Consider the following 14,615-nt stretch of genomic DNA (forward strand, 5'->3'; position numbering starts at 1 on the left):
CCTCATACCTTGTGAACAGACATCACAGATGCCTGTTCCGCTATGGGAATCTCAAATACGACCCTTGTATATTCCCCCCATACAGATTCCGCCCGGACAGCCATCCCCAGCTTTTTACAGAGCTCCCTGCAGATATACAGTCCCATCCCTGTGGATTCCCTGTTCTTTCTCCCATTGCTGCCCGTGAACCCCTTGTTGAAGATTCTTCCCATCTCGCTTTCACGGATTCCGCATCCGTTGTCCTCCACGATTAAGAGCACGGTATTTTCTTTCCGCCGTGCCCGGACTTTTATACAGGGGGATTCCTCCATGTATTTCAGGCTGTTGGACAGTACCTGACGCAGCATAAAAGTCAGCCACTTGCTGTCCGTACAGGCTTCTGTCTCCAGACCTTCCGTCTCAATTTTTACGCCTCTCTGCCTGAACGTCTCCTGGTCGGCAGCAACTGCCCGGGCCACGCAGGATTCCATTGTTATCCTTCGTATGATGTAATCCTGCTCCGGATTTTCCATGCGGCTCATATAAAGGACCTGCTCAATCTCCCTGTCTATGTTTTCCAGGCTTTTTAAGATGCGGCGGTTCTCTCTGCTTTTCTCGTTTTCACATACAAGCTGTGCCGCTGTGAGAGGCAGCTTGACCTGATGGACCCAGTTTTCCACGTATTCCCGGTATGCCCTCTGCTTCTGCTCTGCCTCAGACACCTGCTCCTCCATGGCCTTCATGGAAATTCTCATGGCTTCCCAGTATTTCTTTCCCTCAAAGGTATCCGGTACTTTTAAGATCTCTGTGACCAGCCATGGTTTTTCCATTTCCCTGACCGTATCCATAAGCTCTGTAAAATATTTCTTCTCCCTGTAAAAAGAAAACCCGGTCCAGGCAGCAAAAATCCCGAACCAGGTAATGAGAAGCAGGGCTGCTTCCCTTGACTGTACCCCAAGCGCTGTTAAAAACACAAAAAGAGCCCAGGCTGCACCAAGCTGCAAAAGCACTACGCCTGTCCTGTCCCCCAAAAACTCTCTGAACTTCATACCTTATACCCCATCCCCCTTTTTGTCTGTATCAGGCCGGGCAGACCTATGGAGGCCAGCTTCTCCCGGAGTCTGCGCACATTTACGCTGAGTGTATTGTCATCAATATAAATCTGGTTTTCCCAGAGATAATCCACCAGTTCCTCCCGGCTCACAATATTTCCGGCATGCTCAAAGAGCCGGTGTAATATCTTCTGCTCATTTCTGCCAAGCTCCAGGCTTTTTTCTCCGTAAGTCAGCCGGGCAGCCCCCAGGTCAAGAGTGATGCCCCGATACTGAAGCACCGCAGGCTTTGACGGGCCTTTTACTCTGCGCAGCACAGTCTGAATCCGCGCCAGCAGAATGGGTGCCTTATACGGCTTTGTGATGAAGTCATCCCCGCCGCTTTGCAGTGCTTCCAGCTCGTCCATGGAGGTGCTGCGGCCTGTGAGGAAGATAACAGGCAGGGAGCAGGCATTTCTGATTTCCCTGCACAGAGCAAATCCATCCTGCCCCGGCAGATTGATATCCATCAGGATCAGGTCAGGAGCTGTTTCTCTTATGATCTCCACTGCATTTCCTCTTCCGTCCCAGCCATCGCATACATATCCCTGGTTCTTCAAAAGAGAGGACAGCCCGCAGGCAATCTCTTCCTCGTCCTCCACGATCAGAATCTTTTCCACGTTCCATCCTCCTTCGTTTTACCCTTACATAATTTTCGTACTTTCCAGTTTTTCCATAAATGCATGGTTCAGACGAATCACCGGCTTTCTGAGTACCAGCCCCAAAAGCAGGGATGCTGCCAGGAAAAGTCCCAGTCTGCCCATCTCCGTCCAATAGGTATTTCCGTATAACCCGCCGATACATTCCCGCATGGCAGCCATGCTGTGCGTAAAGGGCAAAAACAGATATACTTTCTTAAAGAACGCAGGCGCCACCTCTATGGGGAAGGTTCCGCCGGAGCCTGCCACCTGGATGACGAGGAGCACCACACATATGGCTTTGCCGATATCCCCAAAAGAAACCGTAAGGGTATAGATCAGGTTCACAAATGCCACACTTGCCATCCATCCGGCCAGCACGAACAAAAACGGATGCTCACACTGGATTCCAAGATAATACAGGTCTCCCAGACAGATCAGTCCGCTCTGCAGAAGTCCCATGAGGAAAAACAGAATATACCTGCCCAGATACATCTGGTATTCCTTCACATTTTTCAGGCTGTCCGTGGTCTTTTTGGAGACGTTTACCTTCATCATTGCTACCAGCACGATTCCGCCCACCCAGATTGCCAGGGAGGAATAGAAAGGCGCCATGGAGGAGCCGTAATTCTCCACGGAATACACAGCCGTGCGGTTGAGTTTCACAGGCGCTGCCAACACCGAACTTAAAGATGCCGGGTCGCTGCCGATCAGATTTTTCAGCACATCCGAATCCTGGCTGTCCACAGCGTCCCCCAGTGTTTTTGACACGCCCTCAATCTTATCCGCAGCCTCTGTCAGAAGGGAAGCTGAGGTGTCCAGCGCTTTTCTCACTTCTGCCAGGTCCGAGGAGGCACTGTCTGAGATATTGCCAAGACCGGAAATGCTGTCATCCAGTTTTTCCATCACATTTGCCACAGATGTGCCTGTATCACCCAGGGTTCCGAAAAGTTCCCCGAGCTCTGCCTGCAGGTTTTCCTCATAGTCACTCTGTACAGACGATATCTGCTGTACGCTGTCATCCGCCATCTGCTGAAGCTGGCCATGGTATGTGCCTATATCCGCAGCCGTATCTGTGATTTTTCCTGCCGTCTCATCCAGTTTATCTTTTAATGCCTGTTGTCCTGCGGTCAGTTCCTCCATATTGCTGATCAGGGGATTCAGAAGCTCTCCTCCCACGGGAAGGGCATCCCGGACAGCGGCCAGGCTGTCCCTGAAATCCGTATATTTGTCAATCACACTCTGGGTCACATCAGACAGTCCCAAAAGGCTGGATGCTGCATTCTGGGAATTATCCTCCATGGAGGCAAAGGTTTCGTCGATCACCTGGGAGACAGCCTGGTAATAGGAACCACTGTCCTCAAGTACCTGGCTGATTACCTCTGTGGTTCCGGAAAGGCTGCTGCTCAGGCCCTCCATGCCCTCCCCGGTATCCTTAAGTACATCCAGTCCGGCCTCTGTACTCTCTCCGGACTGCTTCAGCAGGGAAGATGTGGTATCCAAAATCCCCTGCATGGAATCCATCATATCCGAAAATGCTGTCATGGTGGAAGCCAGCCCTCTCAGATCATCCGCGCTGTTCTTTGTATTTCCTGCAAGATTTCCGATCATGGTCCTTGTGCCGTCCTGATTCAAATAGGAGGACAGGGAATTCATCACATCCAGTCCAATCTGGCTGATCGTCTTTGTAAAGATTTCGTCAATCTGCGCCCGTATGGAGTCCGCCCCTTTATCCGTGACCTTGGGTGCAATGGCATTCTCCTTCTGGTTGGAATAATAGATCAGACTGGAGTGTGTCACATCATCGGAAAAGACTGTCATCATATCTTTGCTGAATGCTTTCGGTATGACGATCGCCGCATAGTATTTTCCGGACCTCACACCTTCCACTGCTTTCTTTTTGTCAGTGAAGACCCAGTCCATCTGCTCATTTGCCCTGAGGCTTGAGATGACTGTATCTCCCATATTGATCTTGACAGGAACAATGCTGCTCTCATATCCCTCATCCGCGTTTGCCACAGCCACCCGGATCCCCCCTGTATTGCTGTAGGGGTCCCAGCTTGCAGCTATGTTAAACCACGCATAGAGGGCAGGCACAACCGTGAGTCCCAGAATGACGATCAGCGCAATGACATTGTTTTTAATATGGCTTACATCTGCCCGGAAAATTTTCCATATATTTTTCATTTGCTGCTGCCCTCCTTCTTACTTTCCAGTACCTGATGCAGTTCCTCCCTGCTCATCTTACTGAGCCGCATCTGCCGGTTCAGGCTCTCATGAATATATTCCAGACAGATGAGATAAAGCGCAATGCCTATGATGGAGGCGATCCAGAGTACCAGGAAGACCATCTTGGAATCAATGCTGAACATAAGCACCAGGAAAATGAGAGGGATCACAAGGATAGCCAAAAATCCCCGTCTGATTCTCTTCTCATAGCCGATCTCAAATTCTGCCGCTTTTTCATACAGCTGCGCCTTAAACTCCTCCTGCCCTGCAAGCATACGCACCACAGAAGACAGGCGTATCCTCTCATTTGGTATCCCGTTTTCTTCACAGAGCATCAGGTCCGTCTGTGCCAGTTTCTTGTCAAAAAGCAGATTTAAATTCAGCAGCAGAGGCCGCACAGCAACGCCGATCAAAAGTGCTATGGGAATGTAAACGGTCAGGCACAGCATATCTTCCAGATAATGGTACCGATAAATACCTGCCACTGCTTCCCGCATGGCATTTATGCCGTAGGTAAAGGGCAGCAGAGGATGAAGCGCCTGGAAAAATCCCGGGGTCATCTCTATGGGATATGTCCCTGCAGAGCCGGGTATCTGTACAATGACCAAGATCACACAGATTGCTTTTCCGATATGTTTGAAGGTAATGGACAGTGCATAAATAATATTTACATACACAAAAGAAGCAAATACCCCGGCAAATAAAAATGCTGCCGGGTCTGCGCACTGTATTTTAAGCAGATATAAATCTCCCAGGCATATGATCAGGGATTGTACGACTCCGAAAGCCACAAAGAGCAGCCATCTCCCGAAATATCCCTGTACAGCCGAAAATTTCCCCACTTTTTCTTTATCTGCCTCCAGCTTGAAAATGGCGATCAGAACAATACCTCCCACCCAGATTGCCAGGTTCGTATAAAAGGGCGCTAAAGCAGAGCCATAGTTTTCAATACTATAGACTTCCTTTGTCTCCACCTCCACCGGCGAGGACATGAAATCTGCCACAGATTCCCCGTCAATGCCGGAAAGATCCATAAGTACTTCCATGGATTTGGAATTTTCCAGTGCCTTTAAATCTGTCTGAGCGTTTTCCAGTATGTTCTGCACACTGTCAAGGGAGTCTCCCGTGCTCACCAGGACTGCCTGTATGTCATCCAGGCTTGCGGCAAGCTCGTCCAGAACAGATTTTACCTGTTCCGCAGACGGCTCCACCCCGTCCAGAAGGCCGGAAAGCCTGCCCGACAGTCCGGAAAAAGCATCCAGGTTTCCGCTGATCCCCGGCAGAATCTGCCGGTCAAAGGTATCCCTGGAACTAAGGAACTGCTCCCCTGCCTCCTGAAGGATGGAATCCACCTGGGTCAGGGCACCGGATGCTGTCTCCACAGAACTGCCGATACTGTCATTCCCCTGTCTGAGACTTGAAACGACCTGTCTCTGTCCCTCCAGCTCAGCCTCCAGGGAGGCGATCACAGACGCCATGGCATCTGTTGGGTATGCTTCCTGAAAGGATACAAGGTTATCAAGGACACTTTCTCCCAGGGAAACCGCCTGATCCGCTCTGGTGATCATCCCGTCCACCTGGCCGTTTATTTCCAGGATCTTTCCGTTGATCTCACCGATCGCGGATTTTGACGCAGCGTTTATATCCGCCAGCGCAGTCTGCCCCTCCGAGAGAGCGGATGACATCCCTGCGGAAAATTCAGACGCTGCTGTCCTTGCGTGTTCCAGGATTTCACTGCTCTTGTCAATGGCACGGCTGCCCTCCCCGGCTGCCTCTTTCAGCGCGTCCAGCGTTCCTTGGGTGTCCTCTATGGTCTCATTAGAACTGTCCGCAGTGATCCCAAATTTTTCCAGTCCATTCTGGTATTCCCTGATATTTTCCGATACGCGGCTGATCTTTTCAAGCAGACTGTCCTGGGAACCGGAAAGTTTCTCCGACAGGGAGCCTGTGGATTTTTCTATTATGTCAGCCACTGCTTTTGACGCGGTGGCAGTGAAGGTGCTGTTGATCTCCTTCTCCACAGTCTCTGCCCCGGTATCTGTTATTTTAGGGGCAATGGCATTTTTCTTCTCGTTGATGTAATATGTAAATTCCGGCCTGTGGAAGTCTCCGCTTACAATGCTCAGCATATCCCGGCTGAAGGTTTCCGGAATGACAATGGCTGCATAATATTCTCCTGATCTTACGCCCTCCACTGCCTTCTTCTCATCTGTAAAAACCCAGCCCAGCGCATCGTTCTCTTTCAGATTGCTGACAATCTCACCGCCTGCATCCAGTCTCCCTGTCAGCTCATTCTCTGCGCCTTTATCACTGTTTGCCACTGCCACCTTGATATCCCCTGTACTTGCATAAGGGTCAAAATTGGCTGCAATGTTGAACCACGCGTACAGTGACGGAATGATGCAGATCCCTACTGCCACGATCACTGCTACGGGGTTGCGCAGCAGCCTTCTGCAGTCTCTGATGAATATCTGCCATACCTTCTTCATAACCTGCCTCCTGTGTTCATTTTTCTGCCGGTGCCCGCAGCGCTGTATCCGGCGCCTCTGTATGCAGCAGCAGATTTTATCTGTATAAAAAGATAAAAGAACAGAGTATTATGCCATACTCTGTTCTGATATATCGGAAATCCGGCGTTTCTTTACCTTGTCTCCAGAAAATAATTTTCTTTCACTGCTCTCTCATCTGTAGGATAAGCCTCCAGATATGCAGTGATTTTTTCTTTTGCAGACGCATAGTCCATCTTCTTTTCATAGGCCACGATTTCATTGAACAGAAGTGCCTGTTTCTCGTCCTGGTCCCCCGTGTCCAGTCCCTTCTGAATATTGGAGAGGGCACTGTCATAGTCTCCGTCCAGGATATCGCAGTAAGCCATACCGTTGTAAGCTTTTGCCTGTAGTGACTGCTCACTCAGGCTCTCTTTATAATTTGCCCGGGCATTGGCCGTATCGCCCTGTTCCGCGTATACCTTGCCCAGATAAATGGCTGCCTCTTTATATCCGTCATTGTAGGCTGTGGTCAGCTCTTTTTTTGCCTTATCATACTCCTCCAGATAGTAGTAGACACGGCCTCTGTCATAGTGGTCCCGCTCATCACCGGCCTCTATATCCAGGGCCATCTCCAGATAAGACTCTCCGTCAGCCTTCATGTCACACTCTTCGTATACACGGTAGATTTCCAGATAGTCATTATACTCTTTGGAATCTGCAGCCACTTTTCCAAAGTCGGATGCCGCCTTATCATACTGATCCAGATGGAGATAGGCCGTTCCCCTGAGGAAATATCCCTCTTTACTGTTCTTCACATCCAGCATCTGGTCGCAGGTGGCTGCACTTCCCTCAAAGTCACCTCTTTGGTACTGCACCACAGCCAGATATGCCAAAATGTCGGCTCTCATGGCCTTCTCCGAATCAGCGGCCAGGTCCCTGGCTTTTTCCAGAGCCTGCTGTGCCTCTTCGTATTTTCCCATTTTCAGATAGGCAATGCCCTCTCCCCTGAGAGCCTCCACCTCATATTTCTCCTCGGCGATGGCCAGCTCAAAGTTTTCGATGGCACTCTGATATTTTTTCCCCTCTAAATCTTCCGCGCCCAGTTCATAATAGCTGGGTGTCTCTTTTCCGCATCCTGCCATAAGACAGAGGATGCATCCTGTCAGAACAATAAATTTTCCCTTCACAAATAAATTCCCCGTTCGTTTACTGTACGATCAGATTCTCAGACCTCATGACAGCAATCACTTTATCTACATTTTCTTCACAGATCTCATTGGAAGCTGCTTCCACCATTACGCGGATCACAGGCTCTGTACCGCTCTCGCGCACCAGAATCCTTCCGTCATCGCCCAGGGCTTTTTCCACCTCTGCAATGGCTTTCACCACTTCCGGATTCTCTCTGGCTTCCTTCTTATCATATACCCGCACATTTTTCAGTACCTGCGGATAAATCTTCACTTCTTTGGTCAGCATGCTGAGAGGCTGTTTTTTCTCAATGATGACTTCCATCAGCTTCAGAGAAGTCAGAATGCCGTCACCTGTAGTGGCGTGTTTGGAGAAGATAATGTGGCCGGACTGCTCGCCTCCGATGGAGTGGCCGTTTGCCATCATATTCTCGCAGACGTATTTGTCGCCCACGGCTGTCTTCTCGTATGCAATGCCTTCTCTCTCGCAGGCTTTGTAAAGACCCAGGTTGGACATGATGGTGGTGACAATGGTGTTGTTGTTTAACTTGCCCTGCTCCTGCATGTATTTTCCGCATACATACATGATCAGGTCACCGTTCACTTCATCGCCGTTCTCATCCACTGCGATACAGCGGTCAGCATCTCCGTCATAGGCAAAGCCCACATCCAGATGATTTTCCCTGACAAAATTTTTCAGTTCCTCAATATGTGTGGAACCGCAGTTTGTATTGATATTGGTTCCGTCCGGGTCATTGTGGATCACATAGGTCTTGGCACCCAGCGCATCAAATACACTCTTTGCAATGGCAGATGCGCTGCCGTTTGCGCAGTCAAGGCCCACTCTTTTATTCTTAAAGGCACGTGTCGGAATGGAGATGAGATATCCGATATAGCGGTTTCTTCCTGCGGAGAAGTCCACTGTGCGGCCGATATCCTCTCTCTTTGCCAGAGGCAGCTCCGGTACCTTTCCGTCAATATACGCTTCGATCTGCTCCTCAACGGATGCTTCCATCTTCTGTCCGTTGCCGTTGATGATCTTAATTCCATTGTCATAGAATGGATTGTGGCTGGCTGAGATCATGATACCACAGTCAAAGTTCTCTGTGCGCACAACGTAGGAAACGCTGGGTGTGGTGGTCACATGCAGAAGATATACATCTGCGCCGGACGCTGTCAGACCTGCAACCAGTGAATATTCAAACATATAGCTGCTTCTTCTGGTGTCCTTGCCGATCACGATCTGCGCCTTATGCTCCTGTCCGAAATACCATCCCAGGAAACGTCCCACTTTAAATGCATGCTCTACTGTCAGGTTTACGTTAGCTTCCCCGCGGAAACCGTCTGTTCCAAAATATTTTCCCATAACTGACTCCTTATACAAATGTCCAATTTCTTTATCTTTTCGTTACCGTATTATAAAATATCACATTTTTTGTGATTTGTCACTGTTATTGTGGAATCCGGATGCCTGCGGCACTGCCTGTCTATGCGTATAAATCCTTTTTGTATACGCCCTGCTCTACCAGATCTGCGAAAGCTTCCATTACTTTTTCCTTGTCTTCCTGATATGTAACGCCAAACCAGGTGTCATGTGTCTTGAGCACAGCCACATCTGCCTTGTTCTCTTTGATGAGCTTATCCACGATAGTGGGAAGAAGATATTCCTTCTTCAGATCCTCCGGACCGCATTCCTTTAAGAATTCCACAAAACCCTCTTCCAGTGTTCTTAAAAATGCAGGTGTCAACCCCCACATATTCATGGATACCAGGTTCTTGGGGTCCAGCATACAAAGGCCGCCGTCCTCTGTCTCCACGGCCGGACCCTCTTCTGTCTTCTTAATATTGTAGGTCTCCGCGATTCCCACCAGATTCTTATTCTCATCCAGAGAGCAAATGCCCCTGGTCACAGAACCGTTGTCGCTCAGTGTGTTCTCCAGAATAAATCCGGCCATGCAGATATCCAGCTTACCTGTATCCTCATGCTCTTCCACCAGATAGTCATGGATCTTTACATAAGCTTCCTTGCCGTAGTAATCGTCTGCGTTGATGACGATAAACGGCTCTTTGAGCACTTCTCTGGCTGCCAGGATGGCCTGTCCGGTTCCCCATGGCTTTGTGCGCTCCTTCGGGCAGGTAAATCCTTCGGGCAGGTCCTGCAGATCCTGAAATACATATTCCACCTCTGCCACCTTCTCGATCCTGTTTCCGATCACTTCACGGAATTCTTCCTCTATGTCTTTCCTGATGATGAATACGATTTTGTTGAATCCTGCCTCCAGGGCATCGTGAATGGAATAATCCATGATGATCTCACCGCTCGGCCCCACTTTTGCAAGCTGCTTGATTCCTTTTCCAAAGCGGCTGCCGATTCCGGCTGCCATGATTACCAGTGCTGTTTTTTTCATGATTTTTCTCCCGTTCCTCGTTTATAAATTCTATATGTTACCAGTCTGTCCGCCTGGAGATCAGGCGTCAGAATACCAATTACCACTCTTACCATAAAATACTTACTTCCATAATATATTACAATTTACCGGGAAATGCAATGTCATTTTCCTTATGGTAACAGGAAGCAACTCTGATTATGCTTCCTATTGTATCATAGATGTGTTGTCATATACAACCTGGAATTATCGTGCAGGCAACAGCATATCTCTTTTTTCTTCATAATAAAATATGCCGGGCAAAAAGTATCATCCCATACTTTTTGCCCGGCAGTTCCACTTTAATTCTTTGCTACATCAGCAGTTTTTCATAAAATCAATTTCCTGTCTCAGTTGTGCTTCCGTCATATGGATTGCCGCCGGCTGCGGATAAGCTTTGTACATAAAGCCTCCTTTTTCCGTACTCAGAGCCTGTACCATATCCCTGATATAGCTGCCCATCTCCTCCTTTGTCATCTGCACACTATGCTGGATATCCACAGGGCACAGGAAACATATCTTACCGTTCCATTTGCCCAGCAGTTCCAAGCCCATATTCATCTGCTGGTCCATCTGAATCACGTCCACACCAAATTCAACAAAAACGTCCAGAAGGTATGTAATATGCCCGCAGGAGTGAAGGAAATATTTCATTCCTTTTTTATGGATGTAATCCACAAAACTCTTCATCCTGTCATAATAATACTCTTCCCACATTCCGTATGACATCATAGGCCCTCTCTGCAGCCCCCAGTCCTCCCATGCCATAACAGCATCCATACCGGCCTCAGCATAACCGTCCACCATCTGTTTTCCCACTTCATAGAGACAGTCGATCAATCGGTTTATATTTTCTTCCTCTTCATAATAATCCACCATGCAGTTGGCATATCCCCGCAGATTGATTATTTCTTCCATCATCATGCCAAGCCCCCCTACCAGAAACTTATCCGGATAAAGCTGCCTGAGCCTTTTGGCCTCTGTATATCTGCTGGGCGCTGTGAAATCCGGCAGATGATTTTTCCAGTTCTCGAAATTATCCCAGGACTCCAGAGGCGGATTCTTTACCTCCCCCATAGTCTCTCCAAAGGTCTCCATCTTATATCCCCACTGGCTGTATCCTTCCGCAACAGGTACAAATTCAGGGTCATAGCTGGATACAATGTAAATGTCCGCATCGTACTCCTTCAATATATCCTTTGTGATTGCCTGATTCAAAGCGTCTGAATCAAAATCCAGACAGATGGGAATTCTGTCAGGTCCTTTTCCCTCTATGGCATTCAGTACACATTCTTTTGATGTCTGCATTGTCTTTAATCTCCTTTACATTTATTTACTTTAACACAGCTCCTGCTGCAAAACTTTTCTCCACCTGCTCGCTGCAGATACAATAAAACAGAATCAGCGGTATACACGTTATGACAATTGCCGCAGCCATGGGGCCCAGTGCAGTTGAATAGGCGCCTCGAAAAGCAGTCAGACCAATAGGCAGGGTATACAGTTCAGAAGTCTGCAGATAAGTGGATGCCATAATAAACTCGTTCCAGTTGCTCATGAAGGTGAAGATAGCTACAGTGGCAACTGCCGGTTTCAGTACCGGAATAATAATATGTACAAACGATTTGATCACACCGCATCCGTCAATAAATGCGGCCTCCTCCAGTTCATGAGGGATACTTCTGAGAAAATTACTGATTATAAATACTGCCAGCGGCAGACCCGCGGCTATATATGGGATAATGATGCACCAATGTGTATTCAGCAGTCCTGCTTTCTGCATGATCAAAAACAGAGGAATCAGGGTTGCATGTATGGGAACCATCATCCCCAGCATCAGGAATCCCAATGCGGCATTGCTTCCCCTCCATTTCATTCTCGTGATCGCATATCCCATCATACAGCTCAGCGCAACTGTGATGGCTACACTTACAAAAGTAACCAGCACACTGTTCAAAAAATATTCCGCCACATTTCCTTTCAGCCATGCCTCCGCATAATTGCCAAATACAGGAGTTTCCGGCAGCCTTAATGAGCTGGCCGTATAAATTTCACTGTTATTTTTCAGAGAAAAATTAATAAGCCATAGAAGCGGAAATATCTGAATCACTGAAAATATTATTAAAATTATGATTTTGACTGTATTCTTCTTCTTCATTGCCATTTCCTCCTGTCAATATTCCATGGGTTCCCTTGACATAACCTTGTTGATCAGCAGATAAACCCCAATACATACCACACAGAGCATTACTGCAATGGCACTGCCATAACCATAATTAAATTTCAAAAATGATTCCTTATACATATGAATCGCTATGGTTGTTGTAAGATTATAAGGACCACCTGCAGTCATAACATAAATATTGTCGAAAATCTTAATGCTTCCCACCACAGCAAGCACAAGGCAGACTTTTAATATATCCCGAAGCATTGGAAGAATAACACGGAATGTTACCTGAAAACCATTGGCTCCGTCCAGTTTTGCTGCCTCCTCATATTGTTCCGGGATTGCCTTTAGCCCCGCGTAGAGAATAATCATGTGGTAACCAATCCACTGCCATATAACCGGAACAATGGCTGCGATCAGGCAGGTACCTTTTTCCGACAGCCACTCATGCTGAAAATTTGACAAGCCTACAACTCTTAGAAATTCATTTAAAAGTCCATAGTTTACATCGTAGATTTTCTGCCACATAAGCGCAATTGCTGTGGTAGATAAAAGCACAGGTATGAAGAACGCGATTCTGAAAAAGCGCGTTCTCTTTTTCATACTTGATAAAAGCATGGCAAAAAACAGTGCTGGCACTAACTGCCCAATTACTGCAACTATCAGAATGACCAGCGTATTTAGAAGCGCTTTTCTAAAAACCATGTCACTGGAAAATAGTTTTATATAATTGTGAAGTCCCACATAATCCTTCGGACCGATTCCCTTCCATGATGTAAAACTCAGGTTTACGGTATACAAAATGGGATAAACAAAAATAAAAGCGAATATAAGAAGTCCCGGAATCATAAACAGCGCAATAACAGGTTTGTTGGACAACATTTTTTTCATTCTTCTTCCCCCTTCAAACTGGACTGTCCTCATTTTAAGGACAGCCCTGCACTTCTTTTATATCATCCGCCTTTGATTATGCTTTCCAGCTGCTTGATAAAGTTATCTGCGTCCACTTCGCCAGCAAATTGCTGTTGGGATAAATCCCTCATAGGCTCACCGATTGCAGTATCCAGATATGTGAACCACCACAACTGTGTTTTCTCCATTTTTTTGAAATTCTCGATATATGTTTTCATCATTTCTGTTTGTCCGGCCTCTTCAATGTCTGTCTCAAAATAGGTCTGCTCTCCGTTTTCAGCAAGGTGGTCATTCAAAATCTTGGAGTATTCCACTGCCAGTTTGGCTGCTGCTTCCTTGTTCTCTGAATTCGCGTTGACTGCAATTCCCGCATCCGCAGCATTTCCACAGCAGGATAGATATGGATCTTCTGCCCCTGTTTTAGGAAATACCGTACATCCTAAGTTCTCATCAGATTGCAGTGCGGATACCTGCCAGGAACCCGTAGGATACATTGCTATCTTTCCAGCTTTCAGCAGCTCTACACATTCTGATGGTGTTGCCTGCATATAACCGGTCTGAAATGCATTTCTTTCTATCAGTGTCTCCACCTTTTCCGCAGCCTCCACAAATGGTTTACTGGTAAAAGTACCTCCGTCTTTCATAGCGTCTGCAAATGCATCTGCATCTTCCCGCACCACCATCATATTATAAAAGAGGTCGCCTTCCCATCGATCTTTATCTCCAAGTCCCATGGCCCCGATTCCCTTGGCATTGCACGCATCTACTACATCCAATAATGACTCCCAGTCTGCAGGAACCTCTTTGCCCATATCTTCAAAAACTGCTTTGTTATAAAAGAGACAGTAGGATTCCAGGGCCCCTGTGGGCACAACATAGTTATGACCATTCTCGTCCTTTTGTGCATAGGTATCATAAAGTGTATAACCGGATTCCTCAATCGCATCTTCTAAAGGATAAAGGGCATTCGCCGCTAAAAAAGGTTCACTATAAGAACCTCCCCATGTATAAAACAAATCCGGCAGCTCATTTGCCTGAAGCATAACCCTGATTTTTGTTTTATAAGTTGCATCGTCCACACGCTCGATATTAATCTTATAACCAAGCTTATCCGCAGCCTCCTGAAAACTGTCTAACTTTGCGGGATTGTCCGTTTCCGGATCAAAATGTACCAAAATAGATATTTCGGCATTGGCTTCCGATTTACTGCCTTCATTACCAGCCGCATCATTTACCTCATCATTGCCTCCGCATCCCGCCAGCGTTCCAATCATTGCTGTTATTCCCAACAACATACTTATTTTTTTCGTCTTTCCCATTTTCTTACCTCCTTGATTCGTGTTTTATCTATGTTTAGATTCTATCATTACAGATTAACGAAAAATATAGAATATATTCCGACTGCGTTAAATATATTCATCATTTTATTTTATATATATTAATAGGCTGCAGCCTTACATTTTCTGTAAAACTGCAACCTATTTTATTCTTCCTATGGTT

At 47.2% G+C, this 14,615-nt stretch carries 11 protein-coding genes; all 11 read right to left on the reverse strand.

The genetic code is table 11. From position 1 onward, the window contains the following. Positions 1–2: 2 nt before the first annotated feature. Entirely contained in the window at positions 3–1,028 is a 1,026-nt protein-coding gene (locus LC508_RS11375) for a sensor histidine kinase (protein ID WP_103731411.1), read from the reverse strand. Next, complete coding sequence (locus LC508_RS11380) at positions 1,025–1,690, reverse strand: response regulator transcription factor (RefSeq protein ID WP_033141255.1); 666 nt, start codon at positions 1,688–1,690, stop codon at positions 1,025–1,027. Before LC508_RS11380 ends, LC508_RS11375 begins: the two co-directional genes overlap by 4 nt. Before the next feature lie 24 nt (positions 1,691–1,714). Further along, positions 1,715–3,895: a YhgE/Pip domain-containing protein gene (locus LC508_RS11385; RefSeq protein ID WP_103731410.1), complete on the reverse strand. Its 2,181-nt coding sequence runs from the start codon at positions 3,893–3,895 to the stop codon at positions 1,715–1,717. Beyond that, positions 3,892–6,426 (reverse strand): YhgE/Pip domain-containing protein, encoded by a 2,535-nt coding sequence (locus LC508_RS11390; protein WP_103731409.1) that lies wholly within the window; start codon positions 6,424–6,426, stop codon positions 3,892–3,894. Before LC508_RS11390 ends, LC508_RS11385 begins: the two co-directional genes overlap by 4 nt. A gap of 152 nt (positions 6,427–6,578) precedes the next feature. After that, positions 6,579–7,613: a tetratricopeptide repeat protein gene (locus LC508_RS11395; RefSeq protein ID WP_033141258.1), complete on the reverse strand. Its 1,035-nt coding sequence runs from the start codon at positions 7,611–7,613 to the stop codon at positions 6,579–6,581. A gap of 19 nt (positions 7,614–7,632) precedes the next feature. After that, positions 7,633–8,979, reverse strand: a complete 1,347-nt coding sequence (gene glmM, locus LC508_RS11400) for a phosphoglucosamine mutase (RefSeq protein WP_103731408.1) — start codon at positions 8,977–8,979, stop codon at positions 7,633–7,635. Positions 8,980–9,100: 121 nt separating this feature from the next. Next, positions 9,101–10,021 carry a nucleotidyltransferase family protein gene (locus tag LC508_RS11405; protein ID WP_033141260.1) on the reverse strand — a complete coding sequence of 307 codons (921 nt, stop codon included), beginning with the start codon at positions 10,019–10,021 and terminating at the stop codon, positions 9,101–9,103. Between the two features lie 336 nt (positions 10,022–10,357). Beyond that, positions 10,358–11,347, reverse strand: coding sequence for a uroporphyrinogen decarboxylase family protein (locus LC508_RS11410; RefSeq protein WP_103731407.1), 990 nt, complete (start codon positions 11,345–11,347; stop codon positions 10,358–10,360). Positions 11,348–11,372: 25 nt separating this feature from the next. After that, on the reverse strand, positions 11,373–12,194 hold the full coding sequence (locus tag LC508_RS11415; protein WP_052099430.1) for a carbohydrate ABC transporter permease: 822 nt from the start codon (positions 12,192–12,194) through the stop codon (positions 11,373–11,375). Between the two features lie 15 nt (positions 12,195–12,209). Then, complete coding sequence (locus tag LC508_RS11420; RefSeq protein ID WP_158587298.1) at positions 12,210–13,094, reverse strand: carbohydrate ABC transporter permease; 885 nt, start codon at positions 13,092–13,094, stop codon at positions 12,210–12,212. Between the two features lie 62 nt (positions 13,095–13,156). Further along, positions 13,157–14,434, reverse strand: coding sequence for an ABC transporter substrate-binding protein (locus LC508_RS11425; protein WP_103731406.1), 1,278 nt, complete (start codon positions 14,432–14,434; stop codon positions 13,157–13,159). Between the last annotated feature and the right edge of the window lie 181 nt (positions 14,435–14,615).

This window comes from Blautia parvula, assembly GCF_020215665.1.
GTDB lineage: Bacteria > Bacillota > Clostridia > Lachnospirales > Lachnospiraceae > Blautia > Blautia celeris.

Bases quoted from the DNA above. Each gene is read 5' to 3' on its own strand.
- glmM (WP_103731408.1), bottom strand. From the start codon at position 8,979: ATGGGAAAATATTTTGGAACAGACGGTTTCCGCGGGGAAGCTAACGTA.
- LC508_RS11410 (WP_103731407.1), bottom strand. From the start codon at position 11,347: ATGCAGACATCAAAAGAATGTGTACTGAATGCCATAGAGGGAAAAGGA.
- LC508_RS11415 (WP_052099430.1), bottom strand. From the start codon at position 12,194: ATGAAGAAGAAGAATACAGTCAAAATCATAATTTTAATAATATTTTCA.
- LC508_RS11405 (WP_033141260.1), bottom strand. From the start codon at position 10,021: ATGAAAAAAACAGCACTGGTAATCATGGCAGCCGGAATCGGCAGCCGC.
- LC508_RS11390 (WP_103731409.1), bottom strand. From the start codon at position 6,426: ATGAAGAAGGTATGGCAGATATTCATCAGAGACTGCAGAAGGCTGCTG.
- LC508_RS11425 (WP_103731406.1), bottom strand. From the start codon at position 14,434: ATGGGAAAGACGAAAAAAATAAGTATGTTGTTGGGAATAACAGCAATG.
- LC508_RS11420 (WP_158587298.1), bottom strand. From the start codon at position 13,094: ATGAAAAAAATGTTGTCCAACAAACCTGTTATTGCGCTGTTTATGATT.
- LC508_RS11375 (WP_103731411.1), bottom strand. From the start codon at position 1,028: ATGAAGTTCAGAGAGTTTTTGGGGGACAGGACAGGCGTAGTGCTTTTG.
- LC508_RS11385 (WP_103731410.1), bottom strand. From the start codon at position 3,895: ATGAAAAATATATGGAAAATTTTCCGGGCAGATGTAAGCCATATTAAA.